Source organism: Salinimonas profundi, from assembly GCF_014750655.1.
Lineage (GTDB): Bacteria > Pseudomonadota > Gammaproteobacteria > Enterobacterales > Alteromonadaceae > Alteromonas > Alteromonas profundi_A.
In genome coordinates, this window is sequence record NZ_JABBXD010000007.1 from 77,223 (window position 1) to 95,057 (window position 17,835).

The following is a 17,835-nucleotide window of genomic DNA, read 5'->3' on the forward strand; positions in this document are numbered from 1 at the left end:
AAGGACAGGGCAGTGATAACATCGCCAGCCCAGGTGAACAAATCGCTATTGTAACTAACGGGCAGCCGGATGTGTGAAAAATATGTCGTGCTTCGGATGCGAGCATTTGCAGGGCCTGAAATAAAAACAGGAGCCTGAGGCTCCTGTTTACTATTCCGATATTACTGAACGCCTGTTAAGCAGCTTCAGTTTTATCGCTGTCAGACTCTGGTGTGACATCCGGCATTGTTTCTTCCGGCGAAAGCAGCTCCAGGTCAAACGTAAACTCGTCAACCCGAACCGCCAGCTTGCGCTTCTCATTGTAATCATGCAGCTGTTCGGCTTCAGAGGCATTAATAACGCCTTTCTCCTGAAGCTTATTCAGTGCATTTTCAAATGATACAAATGGCACCACAGGTTCTTTGCGCAAAGCTTTTTGCACTTTGCTCAGCAGGTGGGCAACCGCGTGCTTGGCTTTGAACGCCTGCTCGTTAATATCATTACCGTCGCCAGGCATTACGCGCACCAGGTGGGTAAGCTGTGCTTTCACACTGCTGTCCTGCATTGACGCTGCCGCCAGTTCATTTACCAGCTTGTCTGAAATACCACTTACACTGTTGCTGTAAGTATTAGTCAGAACACGCATCAGACCGCGGGTAGGCGTATTCGGGAAATTATTGATGAAATCAACAATTGCCTGCTCTGCCTGCATCAGACTCCACTGCATCGCATAGTCAAAGAACGGACGCGCCTGCTGACGATCCTCAATGCGCTGCTCGTAAAAACGAACTGACGCCATGGCACCATACAGGTAGCTCATCACATCACCCAAACGCGCTGAAAGCAGTTCGGCTTTTTTCAGATCACCACCCAACACTGCCAGCGATAAGTCTGCCAGTGGTGCGAGTTTCGCTGCGATGCTGTTCATACGCTTTTCATATTTGCGTACTTCAGGCAATGCCGACTTAGCGTTACGGGCAAAAGGGGCGTAGCTTTGCGCAATACTGCGCAGCGAATTTTTCACACTGAAGCTGATGGTTTTACGTAATACCTTATTAAACTCACCATCAGCACTGCTGTCATCGCTGTGGATCAGATCAACCATTTCTTTCAGGTACGGGTGACAACGCATTGCGCCCTGACCAAAAATCATCAGGTTACGGGTCAGGATATTCGCACCTTCTACCGTAATCGCAATAGGTACGGCACTGTATGCACCGGCCAACGTATTTTGTGGACCACGCTGAATGGCCTTACCTGCCTGAATATCCATGGCTGAATTAAGCACATCACGGCCCAGCTCAGTCATATGATATTTGGCAATGGCAGTCACAACAGACGGCTTCAGCCCCATGCCCAGACCTTCAGTGGTCAAAACACGCATAGACTCAAGCAGGAATGTTTTTCCGGCAATATCTGCCATTTTGCCCTGAATACCTTCAAAACGGCCAATAGGTAAACCGAACTGTTCACGTACAAAGCTGTATTCTGCCGCGGCCTTGAATGAAGACTGTGCAGTGGCTACGCCCATCGCCGGCAGTGAAATACCGCGACCGGCACCCAGACAGCTGACCAGCATTTGCCAGCCACGACCGATATTCTTTTGTCCACCGATGATAAATTCCATAGGAATAAATACATCTTTACCACGGGTTGTACCGTTATAAAAACGTTGGCCCATAGGGTCGTGACGATTACCCAGCTCTACACCCGGATGTGTCTTAGGCAGAAGGGCACAAGTAATACCAAGCTCTTCTTTGCCACCCAGCAACCCGTTTGGATCGTACACTTTAAACGCCAGACCCAGTACCGTGGCAATAGGTGCCAGCGTGATATAACGCTTGTCCCAGGTAACGGATAATCCAACGACTTCCTCGCCGTTCCACTGACCTTTGGTTACGATTGCAGCATCAGGGATACCGCCGGCGTCTGAACCTGCTTCCGGGCTGGTCAGTGCAAAACACGGAATATCCTGACCAACCGCCAGACGCGGCAGCCAATAATCCTGCTGTTCTGTCGTGCCATAATGCATTAACAGTTCGCCCGGGCCTAAAGAGTTAGGCACCATTACCGTAACGGCAATCGCACCGCTACGCGCTGCGATGGTGGCAACAATTGTAGAGTTAGCATAGGGGCTGAATTCAAGACCACCAAATTTCTTTGGAATGATCATTGAAAAGAAACGATTCTTGCCCAGAAAATCCAGAATTTCTTTAGGAATATGCGTGCTGTTCGCCAGCTCGAAATCATCAATCATGCCCAGCAGTTCATGTACCGGACCGTCCATAAAGGCTTGTTCGTCAGCGCTTAACTGAGCTTTAGGGACTGCTCGCAGCGCGTCCATATCAGGCTTACCCTGATAGATTGATGACTCAATCCAAATGTCACCAGCGTCCAGTGCTTCCTGCTCGGTAACAGAAATTGGAGGAAGGACTTTTTTCAGGCTTTTTCTAATACTCATAATAACTCATCCGCTCATCTGACCAGTTGTTTGAGTGAAGTTTACATCAAAATTTCTAAAGATCAAATGAGGGTAAGAAAAATGTTAATTGTCTGACTAAAATTTAACGTTGAAAGCGGACGTCGCGGAAGGCATATACCCACTCTCTCATTCGTCCGCATACCTATGAATAAGAATAAAAACCGCTTAGTGGCTTATACTTGAGGATAAATCTCGCTACACTGTGGCACGTTATTTCCCAATAAGGATTCGCCTGTTCATGCAAAAACTGCCCGGATGGATGAAGTGGTGTCTTCACTCTCCTAAGCTTGCGATATTACTCTTCGTTTTTCTTTGTGCTGCCACTGGCTGGGGCGCGCAGAATCTTTATTTTCGCGGCGATTACAAGGTGTTCTTCGAGCCTGATAACCCTCAGCGCAAAGCATTTGAAGATATGCAGAACATTTTCAATAAAAGCGAAAATGTGTCGTTTCTTATTGTGCCGAAAAATGAAACCGTTTATCAGTCAGATACCTTTGAGCTGATTTATCAGCTTACTGAGGATGCCTGGCAGCTGCCGCTGTCTACCCGGGTAGAGTCCATTTCAAACTATCAGCACACCTATGCAGAACAGGATGATTTGGTTGTTACTGACCTCATCCGGCAAGGCCAGTACGATAACGATCACGTTGACTGGGTCAGAAATGTTGTACAGCAAGTGCCTGAAATTGATGGTCGGCTGGTATCTGATGGCGGCGATGTGGCGGTAATAAATGCCACTATTCAGCTTCCGGATGGGGATCAGACCAAAGAAGTGATCGAAATCGCGGACTATGCCCGCGAGCTGCAAACCAAATATGAGCAGGCGTATCCGGAACACGATATCTATCTGACCGGTATGGTGATCATGAATGATGCGTTTGCCGTGGCTGCGCAAGATGATGCGCAAACATTAATACCGCTAATGTTTGTGGTGATTACCGTGATGATAGCGCTACTCACCCGGTCTGTGGTTTCTGCCCTGGCGACCCTGTTAATTGTCGGGTCCTGTATTGTGGTAACCATGGGGCTGGCCGGCTGGGCGGGTATCTTCCTGAGCACGGCTACGGTGAACGTACCCACGATGGTGATGACACTGGCTGTTGCTGACTGTATTCATGTGATTGTCAGTTTCAGGCAGTTCGCCGGTCAGGGGATGGCTAAGCATGAAGCCCTGGCAGAAAGTCTGAAAGTGAACACCAAGCCGGTTTTCATCACCAGTGCGACCACGGCGATAGGCTTTTTGATGCTTAATTTCTCAGCCGTACCTATTCTTTCCGATTTAGGAAACATGACAGCTGTCGGGGTGATGTTTGCCTGTCTGTTCTCCTTGACTGTACTGCCAGCGATATTGAATCTGGCGCCGTTACGGGTTGCTTCAAAGCATTCGCAGAGTCACTCGCGCTACGTTCAGGCCAGTGAATGGATTTGCCAGCATCATCGCCGGGTATTACCCATTTCGGTCTTTGTTGTCGTAGTAGCACTGGTATTTTCTACCAACAATGTGCTCAATGACATTGCAGTCAAATACTTTGGCGATTCAAGTACGTTCAGACAGGCCGTGAATGTACAGGAAGAAACAATGGGCGGTATGTCGAACATTGATTTTGTTGTCTATACCGACGAAGAATACGGCGTGACTAATCCGGATGTGTTGCAAAAAGTAGACGCGTTTTCAACTTGGCTCGGCGAACAGCCCGAAGTCAATCATGTTACCAGTTTCAGTGATACCATGAAGCGACTGAACATGAACATGAACGACGATAATCCAGACGCTTATCGCTTGCCAGAAACGCAGGAAGAAGCCTCGCAATACCTTTTATTGTACGAAATGTCGCTGCCTTATGGCCTTGATCTGAATAATCAAATCGATATAAACAAATCTGCCGTGCGGGTTATCGCCGTATTAGATAACCTTGGGAGCAACGAATTTACCGAGTTTGAGCGTCGCGCTAAAGCTTATTTTGGTGAGCTGGCACCAAACTTGCGAGTAGAAGCGGCTAGCCCGCCGTTAATGTTTGCCCATATTGGCGCCCGCAATATGAAAAGTATGGTGTGGGGAACCCTGTTGGCACTGGTTCTTATCTCAGGCCTTATTTTTATTGCGCTACGTTCCTGGCGACTGGGGCTGGTCAGTTTAATGACGAATCTGATTCCCGCTGGTATCGGGTTCGGTGTCTGGGGAATGGTTTCCGGGCAAATCAACATGGCATTGTCAGTAGTACTGAGTATGACCATGGGGATAATCGTGGACGACACCGTTCACTTTTTGTCTAAATATCAGATCGCGCGTGATAAAGGGCAACGTGTCCGCGATGCGATCGGATATACATTTGCAACAGTTGGCCAGGCGTTGGTGACGACGACACTGGTACTGGCTGCAGGATTTGGAATATTGATGCTATCCAGTTTCAGACTGAACTCTGATATGGGTACGCTTACGGTAATAATAATTGTCGCCGCATTACTGGTAGATCTGTTGTTCCTTCCAGCATTTTTAATGTGGTTAGATCGCGAAAAAAAGCAGTCCAGAGGTGAGCAAGATGCAAAATCTGAAACGAATTAATACCTGGTTTTTATTGGTAGCCGTCGCGCTGGCGATGCCAGCGTTTGCTGATGAGAAATCGGAAAAGCAGGGATTGAAAATCGCCAAAGAGCGTAAGGATCGTGATCGCGGCTGGCAGAACAGTGTCGCGGAAATTACCATGATTCTGCGTAATGCCAGCGGTCAGGAAGCGACTCGCGAGATGCGGGTAGACACCCTTGAAATGGAAGAAGACGGCGATAAAGCCCTGACGGTGTTTGACTCCCCCCGCGATGTTAGCGGTACGGCGTTTTTAAGTTTCTCTCACGCAATGGAACCTGATGAGCAGTGGATTTATTTGCCAGCAATTAAGCGGGTAAAACGCATCGCCTCCAGAAATAAATCAGGCCCGTTCATGAGCAGCGAATTTGCCTTTGAAGATATGACGTCTTTCGAAGTGGAAAAGTTTAAGTATGACTTTTTACGTGAAGATACTTATCAGGGCGACAAAGTTTTTGTCATCGAGCAGATTCCACAGGATGAATTTTCAGGCTATTCAAAACAAATCGTGTGGATAGACCAGAAACATTACCGTGTACGCAAAGTTGATTTCTTTGATAAGAAAGGTGATGAGCTTAAAACGCTGGAATTTGAGGATTACCAAAGTCATAAAGTTGATGGCACCACATTCTGGCGTCCTCAACGAAGCTACATGTATAATCATCAAACCGGTAAATCAACTGAACTGGTTACAGAAAACCTGAAATTTAAACAGGATCTTGATGAGTCAGATTTTGATAAAAACAGTTTGCGCAGAGCACGTTAATCGCATGATTAAACCAAAACTTTCCGTTATGGCAGCGCTGGTCGCTGCCTCTTTTTCATCGCAAGCCGAGGTTGAGCTTGGTGGGAGTACCTCGTTTGAGGGACGCTACTTTTTGCAGGATGCTGCCTATCCTGGTCAGCCCCGCACTCAGGCATCAGTAGCTATCGAACCAGAAGCTTATACTGAGTGGAACGACGGTCAGGACAGTCTGCTTTTCAAACCCTTTGCACGGCTTGATAATCAGGATGATGAAAGAACGCACTGGGATATCAGAGAGCTTCAGTGGTTGCATGTGGCTGATGAGTGGGAAACCCGGGTTGGAATAGGCAAAGTATTCTGGGGCCAGACTGAGTCACTGCACCTGGTGGATATTATCAACCAGACAGATATGGTTGAACAGGTTGACGGCGAGGATAAGCTGGGCCAGCCCATGGTTAACTTTACTACCTACGGCGACTGGGGGACAGCGTCAGCATATATCCTGCCATACTTTCGTGAACGTACTTTCCCCGGGGTGGATGGCCGTTTAAGACCGCCTCTTCCTATTGTTTCAGACCGCGCGCAGTATGAATCTGATGCAGAGCAAAATCATATCGATTTTGCCCTTCGGTATCAGAACAGCTTTGGCGACTATGAAGTGGGTTTATCTTACTTTAACGGGACAACCCGAGAGCCCGAGTTGAGCGTCGCGCAGGAAGAAATTACTGACCCGTATATCTTTCCCTACTATGCACAGATTCAGCAATTCGGTCTGGATCTGTTAAAAGTTCAGGGTTCCTGGCTGTTGAAATTGGAAGGTATATATCGCGAAGGGCAGAGTGAGGATTTTCTGGCTGCTGTTGCCGGTTTTGAGCGCACCACAGTGGGTGTGCTTGGGACCACGCATGACCTTGGCTTTTTGATGGAATATCAATACGACGAGCGTGACAACAATTTTTTTGCTACCGGTCAGAATGATCTGATGGCCGGGGTACGCTGGTCATTCAATGATATTGACGGTACTGAGGTGCTGGCGGGATTTGTACAGGATTTAGATGAGTCTGATACTTATAACGCATTTGTTGAAGCGTCCAGCCGTATCACTGATAACTGGCGCTGGAAAGTTGATGCCTATTTGTTTTCTTCCGATGATGAAACTGACACCTTCTATTATATGCGTCGTGATGACCACCTTCAGGTCACACTTGAATACTTCTTCTAACTCTTAAAAAAATTAGCGGTAACAGAGTCATGAAAATGAAATGGATAGCTGCACTTATGGCGTTGGCCAGCGTGAGTGCACAGGCTACGGATAAATTATATGGCGTTATCGGGGCGGGCTACACCGATGCCGACTTTGAAAATGCCGAAGCCAGCAGCGAAAATCTGAATCTGGCATTAGGACATGAGTTTGCGCCCAAATGGTATTTTGAAGCTGGCTACAAGCGATTATTCGACGAAGAAACCGACCAGGCGGATATGAAAGCCGACGCGCTGTATCTTGCTGTTTTAGGCAAGGCTGGCGGCCGCCAGGGGGAGCTGTATTATAAGCTGGGTGTCATGCGGGCAGATGTCAGCGGTTATCGCACGCTGGAAACAGCCTGTGACGGTCCTGCAAGTCAGGCCGGACAGTGTGCGTTCGACGAAGGTGTGTTTGCCGGGATGGCCGGATTAGGCTTTGATTTTCATGTCGGTCTTAACAGCATGATTCGTCTGGAGTATGAATATATTTATGGTGAAGATGACCTGACGGCGAATCTGTTCAATGTGGCATACAGATACAACTTTAACTAGCTGCTAAATCTTAGGGTCGAAGTAAACTTTCCCTTCAGTCAGGCGGTATGAATAGGTAAACCAGTTAAGGGGTACTGATATTCATGAAGAATGAGTTGGACAATACTTTCATACTTCGCGTGTTTGATAAGATTCGTCAGTTTGGCACCAAACAGGATGACCGTTATCTGCTTAACGGCATTACTGCATTCACCGATATGGACGGCTATACATTATTTGTAGAGGATCCAAAGGTGAAACTGCAATATGGCTTCCATAATCAGTATCATTATGATTATGAAAGTGATGAGCATGTAAAACAGTTCACTAAAAAGCTTAAAGAGATAGACGAAGAGTATTAACGGCGTTCACAACGCCAGTTATCTCGCTAAGCCCGCCTCAAGGCGGGCTTTTTTATGCGCTGAATTCCGGGTGGCTATTTTGGCCCGCCATTGGTATCCGTAGCAAGTACAGGTACAATAACCGAAAAATTTTTCAGGTAGTTTTTCGTTGTCAGCAATCACACCCCCTTCATTTAAACTGGCATTTTTAGGCCCCAGATACTGGTTAGTCTGGTTAGGCGTGGTTATTTTATATGTGCTCACCTGGTTGCCGTTCTCATGGATCCGCGCGATTGGAAGTGGTGCCGGCAGATTGATTGGACGTATTGTCCCCAAGCGCGTGAAAATCGCCCGGCGAAATATCAGTCTTACCTGGCCGCATCTCAGCGAAGCTGAAGTGGAAAGGTTAACACGTGAAAATCTGCGCAGAGCCGGGATGGCGTTGTTTGAAACCGCCATGGGATGGTGGTGGCCCGGATGGCGTATCAAACGTCACTTTACCATCGAAGGTTATGAGCATGTCGAGGCCGCGTTGGCTCAAAATAAAGGTGTGTTCGGACTGGCGCTGCACAATATGAATCTGGAATTTGCCTGCCGTGGTCTGGGCTATACCCATCCGGCAATTGCCTTTTATCGTAAGCACAATAACCCGCTGATCGATTACCTGCAGTATCATGGCCGGGCCCGCTCCAATAAATACATGATCCACAAACGTAATGCCCGCGCGCTCATTGCGGCGCTGGATAACCAGGAACTGTGTCTGTATTTGCCCGATCAGGATTATGGGCGTTCGCAGAGTATTTTTGTTCCTTTTGGTGGTGTTTCACAGACCGCGACATCTACTGCCACATTAATGTTTGCGCGGCGGGCAGATTGTATGCCGATGATTTTTACCTCGCAGTACACAGCAAATGGTTATAAGGTAAAGATATATCCACCTATGCCTGAACTGGCATCACTGGATGACGAAGCGGCGCTAACCAAACTGAATGAAAAGGTGGCTGAGGTCGTTGCCGAGCAACCAGAAAGTTATTTGTGGATGCACAAACGTTTTAAAACAAGACCCGATAAGGACGACCCGTCGTTATACGATTAGCTAATTGCAAAAAGCACGAGCTTTTTTCTACAATCAGACGGATACAATTACAGGAAGATGGCTGAGAATGACGACGAAAAATTATTCAGGTAAGCGGTTCTGGATAAGACAATGTGTTATTGCCCTGGCGCTGATTGTGATTGCTGCAGCCGTCATCTTCTGGCAACAATCTTCCGGCGATAGCGAAGAAAAGCGCAGCGTGTCTAAAGGTCTGAGCGACTTTTACAGTCAGTTCAGAATGGGACCTGACCAGCAGGACGAAGTCTCAGAAGACGATTTCGTTATAGACATTAGCCGTGATAACGGCACTTTAGAAACCCGGCTACAGACGATGTCCAGTGAATTAAGGCCGGTCAGAAAAAACTGGGTCGGTGAGCATAAGCATCGCTCCTTTAAAGCGGGCAGAACACTGCGCGAGGCAATTTCTGCCTACGCTGAGAAAGAAGGCATGCAGGTTATCTGGGATCTTGATCAGGACTTTGTCATCAAGCATCACTTTCAGATGGATGATACGCTTGTTGGCTCTCTGGACAAAATCGCTGCTGCCGTAGACAGCAACTTCAGTGGTGATGTCGAAACTTTTGTCTGTCCGGGACAGCGAACATTGGTGGTCACGGCCAAACCGTCAGAATATCTGGACAACAACTGCAGAAAGCGCTGACTCTGCAGCCGCTGATAACATCTATTCACTGCCCAGCACTTGCTGCCAGATACGTTTAACATTGTTCAGCAATGCCTCTAACTGTTCAGAGTGTTTTGCCAGCTTATCATCTGCCAGCGTTAGCTGATGATACTGGTCACGCAGCGACTGATACGCACCAACCAGATTATCACAAACCTTATTATCGATAATGCCAAGGGTCATTGCCATATTCAGGATCCGCGTATTATCCGTATATCGGGTGAGCGATTCATGTTTATCTGACCAGGCCAGGACCCAGAACTGGGTCAGAAACTCTATGTCAGCAATTCCCCCTTCGCATTGTTTCAAATCAATATCAGATTGCGTCCCTGAATTTAAATGGTCACGCATTTTTTTACGCATCGACACCACGTCATCACGAAGGGAGTCTGTATCCCTGGCTTTGGTTAACACTGCATGGCGGACTTTATCAAATGATGCCAGCAAGCTGCTGTCACCCGCCACGCCGCGCGCGCGGACCAATGCCTGATGCTCCCATGTCCAGGCTTGCTGTTGCTGATAACTTTCAAACCCGTCAATGTGACAACAGAGCAGGCCGGCTGAGCCTGATGGCCGCAGTCTCAGGTCAGTTTCATAAAGCTGACCGAATATCGTATTGGTATTTAGTAAATGCATGATGCGCTGCGCCAGTTTGATATAAAACTGCTGCGCCCCCACTGATTTTTTTCCGTTGGTTGATGCATCTGTTGGTGCGTTATGAATAAACACCAAATCTAAATCGGAGCCATAACCCAGTTCATAGCCACCCAGCTTGCCATAGCCAATAACGGCAAATCCGCGGTGGTTACCTTCCAGGTGTTCAGGCGTACCATAGCGAGCTGCAACCTGTTCCCATGCCTGATAAATGACGGTATCCAGCAGCACTTCTGCCAGCACGGTAAGTTTATCACTGACTCTGACCACTGGTAGCGAGCCGCTTATATCAGAGGCCGCAATGCGCAGTTGCTGACACAGCTTGAACTGCCGGCATGCATCCATCGACAGTTCAACATCGTCGGGGTCGACACGCAGCAACTGTTGACGTAATTCGTCCTCATACTCCCTGCGACTTTCCTCTAAGCCGGTATTTTGCTGTTCTAAATAAAGCGGGGTCAGTAGCTCATCTAACAATAATGGAAAGCGCTGGATTTGCTTGGCTATCCACTCACTGCGTTCACAAAGTTTGACCAACTGGTTCAGCACATCCAGGTTTTCTAACAGCAAAGTCAGATAGGTGGTTCGGCCTGTAATAGACCGGATCACATCCAGCAAGCGGGGCATAACCCGATGAATCCGGTTGGGCGAAGTTTCGATGAGCGTATGCAGTAATTCCGGCATGAGCGCATCAAGGGTACGCAGACCCCGTTCGCCCATGCGAAATTGCCGCAGGTTGGCGCGAAATTCCATGAGCTGCTCGTAAACCGCATCGGCGTTGTCATCGTCCATGTAGGGAGTAAGCAATGCACACAGCTCCTGTCTGTCCATATCTACCTGCCAGACATCGTTGCACACCTGAAACAACGAATCTTCATGGGAGTGAGCCTCATGATGTTCGCTTACCAATGCGTTGAACTGCGCATGCACTTCCTTCATTCGCTGTGTCAGCTCTTCGTAAAAGGTCTCATAATCAATAAATCCCATAACCTTGCAAAGCACGGCTTTAGGCCAGTCTTCATCAGGCAGAGTCTGGGTTTGTTGATCATCAAACTGCTGTAGCGTGTGTTCAACTTTACGTAAAAAACAATAATGACCGTAGAGCTGACGAATAGTATCCGGTTCTACAATATCCAGCTCGGACAAGGTATGTAATGTGCGCTTAAGGCTGCGCCGCTGCAGATCAGGCTCGCGTCCGCCATGAATCAGCTGAAAACTTTGCGCAAAAAACTCAATTTCGCGGATGCCACCGGCGCCCAGTTTGATGTTGTCTTTTAAGCCACGCCGCCGAATCTCACGGTTAATCAGTCCTTTCATATGCCGAAGTGCATCGATCGTGGTGAAGTCGAGATAGCGTCTGAAGGTAAAAGGGCGCAGAATATCAAGCAGTTCATCCACATAGGGTGAGTCAGGGGTTATTGCACGTGCCTTTATCATGGCAAACCGTTCCCAGTTTCTTCCCTGTTCCTGATAATAATCTTCAAGGGCGGCAAAATGCGTGACCAGCGGGCCGCTGTCCCCGAACGGACGCAGTCGCATATCTACCCGGAACACTTGCCCTTGTGCGGTTACCGTATTTAAGGCGCTAATGAGCTTTTGCGCCAGGCGGTTAAAAAACTGCTGGTTCTCGACCTGTTTGCGTCCGCCTTCGGTTTCGCCTTTGTAGGGATAGCAAAAAATTAAATCGATATCTGATGAGAAATTGAGCTCCCTGCCGCCAAGCTTCCCCATTCCCAGGATAATCATTGGTTGCGGGCCGTGTGGACCGGCAGGTTTGCCATAGCGCTCACTCAGGTGATTATAAAGCCAGTCGCAGGCGCCCAGAATTAAGGCATCAGCCAGGGCTGAGACACGCTCTACAGAGGCTTCAATATCCTGGTTATTCAATAAGTCGCAATGTGCGATGGCAGCCATCTGGGTATTACGAAATTCCCGCAGCACGCGCATCAGTTGCTCTTCGGTTTTCACCGGTGCCAGTGCATCATGCAGAGCGTCACTGTAGTGCTCAGAGGATAGCGCTGCGCTATCCAGCTGTTCCGTGTTCTGCTGCTCAAGAACTCGTCCGAGAAACCGGCTTAAGCCCGGGAGACTGTAGTTTGCGTGGTCGTGTGACGGAACGGCATCTTGCAAGTGCGGGGCGTCCTGATGATGTTGCCAGAAAGTCTGGGCTTTTTCCCTGATAATCCTGTTCATCTGCTCTTGCGTAGGCATAATACACGACCTCATCGTCACCGCCTGAATTTGGATTGCAGGCTGATTGCATGAATAATGACGCAGAGTCTGTCACATCCTGTTGTCAGGCTCCAGCAACGAATAATAATACACCGTATGAAGGGAACTGAGATGGAAACGCTGGTCAAATTAGTACCGCTGCCCCGCGACTTGTGGGTCTACCTTGTTATCGACCTGGCGCTGGCTTTGTTGTTACTGGTACTGCTCAAATGGCTGGCCGGATTATTCAGAAAAGGCTCGGTAACCGATGAACTGGCGGTAAAAGATAACTTCGCATTTGGTATCAGTATTGCCGGCGGCATGCTCTCTTTGTGCATTGTGCTCGGCTCAGTGGTTGGCCGCCATGTTGGGCAGGGGTTCGAGTCAGCCGCAGCAGGGATGGTAAGCTTTGGACTAATCGGTATTGTCCTGGTTAATTTTGGGCGCTTTGCCCACGACAAGCTGGTACTCAACCGGGTCGACACCCGCGCACTGATTGGTGACCGAAGTGTCAGTATCGCCATGGTCGATGCAGCGAGCCTTATCGCCAGCGCCATTATTTTAAGAAGCATGGTGTTGTGGGTCGATGGCAGTGACATGAATGCCATGATCGCTATCTCCACAGGATTTACGGTAGTTCTGACAATCCTGCTGTTTATGACGCGCATTTATGAAGTACGTTATGCCAGAGATAATCAGAATGATTCATTTCAGGGCGCGCTGCAAAAAGGGCAACTGGCACTGGCTGTTGAGCATGCCGGAAACCTGCTTGGTACAGCGCTAATCGTCGCTTCTGCCCGACATTTGCTGAACTATCATCCGGATGGGTATGTCAGTAATGTCACCGGCTGGCTGATTGTCAGTGTCGTGCTGTCCCTGTCGCTGTATATTCTGGTTAATGCCAGTAAAAAACTGATTTTGTGGGGACTGGATTATCGCCAGGAAGTGGATAAACAGCATAATATCGGCGTGGCATGCCTGGAGTTTTGCCTGACGCTGGGTATCGCGCTTATAGTAAACGGTATTCTGGAGTTTTTATCCTAACAAAATTGGGGAGTTACGATGTTGACCTGATGCGTTGCAAGGGCGCGCAGGTCTTCTTTGATCAGTGCCTGTTTCTGGCGCTTTGACAGTTGTTTAATCGCATATTCTATCTTTAACGCCCCGGACCTGTCGGCGACATTGAGCACCAGGCGAAACTGCAGTGGGCCTTTTCCTTTAAGTGCGCGCGCGCCACCTTTGAGCTCGCCACTATGCTGGCGGAGTCGCCGTCCCGGATTGGTTGTAACGCCGGTGTAAAACTGACCCATCCGGTTCTCAATGATGTAAACATACCACCGGTCAGTGCTGTCCTCATTTTCCGTTAAGACTGATATACTTGCTGTCAATTTTCATATCTTACTGCTAAACGACTGAACATGATTCTACCAGATTTCAAAAATGCGAACGTACTGATTGTCGGCGACCTGATGCTTGACCGCTATTGGGGAGGGAGTACCGGTCGAATCAGTCCGGAGGCGCCTGTGCCGGTGGTAAACGTAAATAGCAGTGAGGATCGACCCGGTGGCGCGGCTAACGTGGCGATTAATGCCGCGATGCTGGGGGCCCGGGTAAGTCTGCTGGGCTTGTGCGGCCATGATGAAAATGCAGAAATACTGAAAAACAGACTTTCTTCTTTTGATGTTGACTGTCATTTCACGCCGGTGGCCGGTCGCGACACCATTACTAAACTCAGGGTAATGAGTCGTAATCAGCAGCTATTGCGTCTGGATTTTGAAAAGTCATTCGCCGATAGTGATAAATCTTCCATGATCAGTCGCTACATGGAACTGTTACCCAGCGCAGACATTGTGATTCTTTCTGATTATGCCAAAGGCGCGCTATCGACACCGCAGCCGCTTATCAGTGCTGCCAGAGAAGCGCACAAAATTGTGATTGTTGATCCAAAAGGTACGGATTTTGCGAAGTATAGAGGCGCATCACTTATTACGCCTAATATGACAGAATTCAGCGCTGTTGCCGGCCATCCTGAGAACGAGCAAAATCTGATGGAAAAAGCGGTGACAATGAAGCAGGACCTGGCATTGGAAGGCCTACTGGTCACCCGATCTGAGGAAGGGATGACGTTATTTCATGGTGAGGCTGAAGCGTTTCACTTGCCGGCAAAAGCCAAAGAAGTGTTTGACGTCACAGGGGCGGGGGATACCGTCATATCAACACTGGCTGTTGCTTATGCCGCCGGTGCCACTATTCAGGATGCTTGTATGCTGGCAAACGTTGCCGCGAGTATTGTCGTTGGCAAACTGGGCACATCAACGGTCACAGCCACCGAGCTTGCGGTAGCATTGCAGGAACAGCATAAAAATAACGACACTGGCGTGATGAGCGAAGATCAGTTGGCTATCGCAATCGACCAGGCAAAAAAACGTGGCGAGCACGTTGTGATGACAAATGGTTGTTTTGATATTCTGCATGCAGGTCATGTGTCTTACTTACAGGCTGCAGCGCAATTGGGTGACCGTCTTATTGTGGCTGTCAATGATGATGCGTCTGTGACACGGTTGAAGGGGCAGGGGCGTCCGGTCAACAATGTTCAGCGCAGAATGGCAGTGTTGGCAGGTTTGGCTTCGGTAGACTGGGTCGTTCCTTTTAGCGAGGATACGCCACAGCGTATTATCGGCAGACTTTTACCCGATACACTGGTAAAAGGCGGAGATTACAAGGTTGAAGACATCGCCGGTGGCCAGGAGGTTATTGCGAATGGCGGTAGTGTTAAAGTGTTACATTTTGAAGAGGGTGTCTCAACGACCGCAATCATTGAACAAATTGTCGGTCATAAAGGTGAATAACCCCGGACATCAAATAATTAGTTATGTGTCACGTATAGTCGTAAAGCTGGTATTAGGCTAAGATTCGTTCGGGCACTCAGGCAGAAGTATAGCGGTAATTCCATGTATGAAAGTTATTATGGGCTGGATTCAAAACCTTTCCAGCTAACACCGGATCCAGATTTTTTCTTTGCCAGTCGCTGGCACAAACGTGCTATGTCGTACTTACAGTACGGGCTTTCGCAGGCCGAGGGGTTCATTGTCATTACCGGCGATATCGGAACGGGCAAAACAACAATAGCCAACTCTTTAGTTGCTGAAATTGAAGACGATATTGTCGTGGCGCACATCGTAACGCCAAAGTTGACCCCGGATGAACTGGTCAAAATGGTCGCATCGAAATTTGAGTTGGATGTTGCCGGAAAAACCAAAGCCGACATTCTGAAAATTCTCGAAGTTTTCTTATACGACCTGAGCAAAACAGGCCGCCGTGCATTGTTGCTTGTGGATGAGGCACAAAACCTGCCGCTTGAAACGATTGAAGAATTGCGCATGTTGTCTAACTTTCAGGAGTTTGGAAAGCCGCTTCTTCAAAGCTTCCTGTTAGGTCAGGAAGAGTTGCAGCCTATTCTGCGTGCACCCAATATGGAGCAATTTCGTCAGCGCATCGTCGCATCATGTCACCTTGCACCGCTTACCCTGGAAGAAACGAAGGAATATATTGAGTTCCGACTGCATCATGCAGGTTGGAATGGTAGCGCATTATTCAGCGACGATGCCTACGGTCGTATTTACAAATTTACTCGTGGTGTTCCCCGTAAAATCAATACATTGATGGATCGAATTCTTTTGTTCGGCTTCCTGGAAGAGCTGGAAACGCTAGATGGCGATGCCGTTGATTCTGTCATCAACGAGGTTAGTGAAGAGATGTTTTTGCCTGAGACACCCACTCCAGAAGAGCAGGAGGCTGTTGACGAAGAGCAATATGAAGCATCTGTGGGCACTGGTGTGCCGCATAAGCCGAAGAAGAAACTTATGACACCTAATGGCAATGAAATACAGGATGCGGAATATTATAAGGCTATGCTAAGTGAATTGGTTGATGCGTTGGACGATGCTATTAGTCATAAGATCAAGCTGACGCAATATATCGACAAACTTTTAAAGAAAAAATATAAAACGTATGTTCGATTGAAAGAAGATGACTAATGTCTGAAAATTTTACACGGTCTGTAAAATTCAGAAATAAAAGCTTAAAAATTAACAGGTTAAAAATTGGCCTATAAATTGCTCAGCGATTAACCAGAAGTAGTTGTAGTATCAATTGTAGTGAGAGGTCACTGATGAATGTACTGAGCAAGGTAGTTTTAGGATCAATGTTAGTAGGGGCAGCATGGACGTCGCAGGCTGCAATGTGCGGTGTCAGTGATGTACAAATCACCGAAATACAAGTTTTGGACGGAAGTGCTGCTGAGCAACTTGCTACGCCGTTAAATGCAACTGAATGTGTTGGTTCGTTTACAGGAAACAATAGCTCGTTCACAAAGCCTGTAGATAATTTAGGCTATAAAGATGATGGCTGGTTCAACGTTGATAGCTATAACGGATGGTGGGATACGCCTGGCGTTTTCGTAGAAGATGACGCGCTGCAAAACCTTCAGGGCAAAGGTGAAATCGACCCAGGTTGGATTTATGTGGGTAAAGCTGAAGCCGACAGTGGTTTTAGTTTCAATGGCGCTACCATGGATAACGGCGACACGTCTTATACCTTTCTTGACTCGCTGCTGACCATTAGCTGCCCAACACAGGAAGATGGAATCTGTGACGACGCATCAAGTGGTACCTTCAGCTGGACGCCTCCTGCTACTAACCCTGACGCGCTCATGGAGCTGCTGGGCGGTGAGTTTTTTGACAAAGTGGGCATCGTATTTAAAGCTGCTACACAGTTCGTTATTTACGAGTTTGATTTGAAAGAGCTTGGTTTAAATCCGGTGTATGACGGTGACCCTAACTATGCGTTTAAGGGGACCTGGGATGTAAGTCAAACGTTGGTGAAGACTAACAAGAATGACAAAACCGTTTCTCAGGGGCTGTCTAATGTGACTGTGTGGGCTCGTGACCCGGCTGCAATCGTTGATGTACCGGCACCTACAACTTTAGTGCTAGTTTTATTTGGGTTAGCACTAGTAATTCGTAGACGATTCATGCAATAATAGCGTCGAGTAATAAAAAAAGCCTCTGGAGAGAGGCTTTAATAATTATAAAATTCCATATTCCAAACATTCATAGCGGGCAATTAGCTCGCTTTTTTTTTGTCTGGAGAAACATCTGGCTAATCGTCCGTAATTAACCAGAATGTAACATAATCCCATATTCCAGTCTAACTAATGCAATATGAAGGCCAGTTTTTAAAATTATTAGAAATTGCGAGGTATAACGGTAAGTCATTGAAAATAGGTTTAC

At 47.9% G+C, this 17,835-nt stretch carries 14 protein-coding genes; 11 read left to right on the plus strand and 3 right to left on the minus strand.

Features of this window, described 5'->3' with window-relative positions; translation table 11 throughout:
- Positions 1 to 175: 175 nt before the first annotated feature.
- Positions 176 to 2,440, minus strand: a complete 2,265-nt coding sequence (locus HHX48_RS12690) for an acyl-CoA dehydrogenase (protein ID WP_191025672.1) — start codon at positions 2,438 to 2,440, stop codon at positions 176 to 178.
- A gap of 259 nt (positions 2,441 to 2,699) precedes the next feature.
- Between HHX48_RS12690 and HHX48_RS12695 the strand changes: the two genes are divergently transcribed.
- The 7 genes from HHX48_RS12695 (at position 2,700) to HHX48_RS12725 (ending at position 9,658) form a co-directional block, all read left to right on the plus strand.
- Entirely contained in the window at positions 2,700 to 5,024 is a 2,325-nt protein-coding gene (locus tag HHX48_RS12695) for an efflux RND transporter permease subunit (RefSeq protein WP_191025674.1), read from the plus strand.
- On the plus strand, positions 5,002 to 5,808 hold the full coding sequence (locus tag HHX48_RS12700) for an outer membrane lipoprotein-sorting protein (RefSeq protein WP_191025676.1): 807 nt from the start codon (positions 5,002 to 5,004) through the stop codon (positions 5,806 to 5,808). The genes HHX48_RS12695 and HHX48_RS12700 overlap by 23 nt, the downstream gene beginning before the upstream one ends.
- 4 nt (positions 5,809 to 5,812) lie before the next feature.
- Positions 5,813 to 7,009, plus strand: a complete 1,197-nt coding sequence (locus HHX48_RS12705) for a hypothetical protein (RefSeq protein WP_191025677.1) — start codon at positions 5,813 to 5,815, stop codon at positions 7,007 to 7,009.
- A 35-nt stretch (positions 7,010 to 7,044) separates the two neighbouring features.
- On the plus strand, positions 7,045 to 7,581 hold the full coding sequence (locus HHX48_RS12710; protein WP_191025679.1) for an outer membrane beta-barrel protein: 537 nt from the start codon (positions 7,045 to 7,047) through the stop codon (positions 7,579 to 7,581).
- 83 nt (positions 7,582 to 7,664) lie between these two features.
- Complete coding sequence (locus HHX48_RS12715) at positions 7,665 to 7,922, plus strand: DUF3081 family protein (RefSeq protein ID WP_191025681.1); 258 nt, start codon at positions 7,665 to 7,667, stop codon at positions 7,920 to 7,922.
- A 148-nt stretch (positions 7,923 to 8,070) separates the two neighbouring features.
- A complete protein-coding gene (gene lpxL / locus HHX48_RS12720) occupies positions 8,071 to 8,997 on the plus strand; it encodes an LpxL/LpxP family Kdo(2)-lipid IV(A) lauroyl/palmitoleoyl acyltransferase (protein WP_191025683.1) in 927 nt (308 codons plus the stop codon).
- Positions 8,998 to 9,064: 67 nt separating this feature from the next.
- The gene (locus tag HHX48_RS12725; RefSeq protein ID WP_191025684.1) at positions 9,065 to 9,658 is read left to right on the plus strand and encodes a TcpQ domain-containing protein; all 594 of its coding nucleotides are present in this window, start codon (positions 9,065 to 9,067) and stop codon (positions 9,656 to 9,658) included.
- Positions 9,659 to 9,679: 21 nt separating this feature from the next.
- Here HHX48_RS12725 and glnE read toward each other — a convergent pair whose 3' ends face one another.
- Positions 9,680 to 12,544 carry a bifunctional [glutamate--ammonia ligase]-adenylyl-L-tyrosine phosphorylase/[glutamate--ammonia-ligase] adenylyltransferase gene (glnE, locus tag HHX48_RS12730; RefSeq protein WP_191025685.1) on the minus strand — a complete coding sequence of 955 codons (2,865 nt, stop codon included), beginning with the start codon at positions 12,542 to 12,544 and terminating at the stop codon, positions 9,680 to 9,682.
- A gap of 132 nt (positions 12,545 to 12,676) precedes the next feature.
- Between glnE and HHX48_RS12735 the strand changes: the two genes are divergently transcribed.
- A complete protein-coding gene (locus HHX48_RS12735; protein ID WP_191025687.1) occupies positions 12,677 to 13,588 on the plus strand; it encodes a DUF350 domain-containing protein in 912 nt (303 codons plus the stop codon).
- Here HHX48_RS12735 and HHX48_RS12740 read toward each other — a convergent pair.
- Entirely contained in the window at positions 13,585 to 13,932 is a 348-nt protein-coding gene (locus tag HHX48_RS12740; protein WP_191025689.1) for a GIY-YIG nuclease family protein, read from the minus strand. The two genes, HHX48_RS12735 and HHX48_RS12740, sit on opposite strands and share 4 nt — an antisense overlap.
- 24 nt (positions 13,933 to 13,956) lie before the next feature.
- Here HHX48_RS12740 and hldE point away from each other — a divergent pair, with 24 nt between their 5' ends.
- The 3 genes from hldE to HHX48_RS12755 all read left to right on the plus strand — a co-directional run bounded on the left by hldE (position 13,957) and on the right by HHX48_RS12755 (position 17,585).
- Complete coding sequence (hldE, locus tag HHX48_RS12745; protein WP_191025870.1) at positions 13,957 to 15,393, plus strand: bifunctional D-glycero-beta-D-manno-heptose-7-phosphate kinase/D-glycero-beta-D-manno-heptose 1-phosphate adenylyltransferase HldE; 1,437 nt, start codon at positions 13,957 to 13,959, stop codon at positions 15,391 to 15,393.
- A 102-nt stretch (positions 15,394 to 15,495) separates the two neighbouring features.
- Positions 15,496 to 16,581: an XrtA/PEP-CTERM system-associated ATPase gene (locus tag HHX48_RS12750; protein WP_191025691.1), complete on the plus strand. Its 1,086-nt coding sequence runs from the start codon at positions 15,496 to 15,498 to the stop codon at positions 16,579 to 16,581.
- A 167-nt stretch (positions 16,582 to 16,748) separates the two neighbouring features.
- Positions 16,749 to 17,585, plus strand: coding sequence for a hypothetical protein (locus HHX48_RS12755; protein ID WP_191025693.1), 837 nt, complete (start codon positions 16,749 to 16,751; stop codon positions 17,583 to 17,585).
- The last annotated feature ends 250 nt before the right edge of the window (positions 17,586 to 17,835 follow it).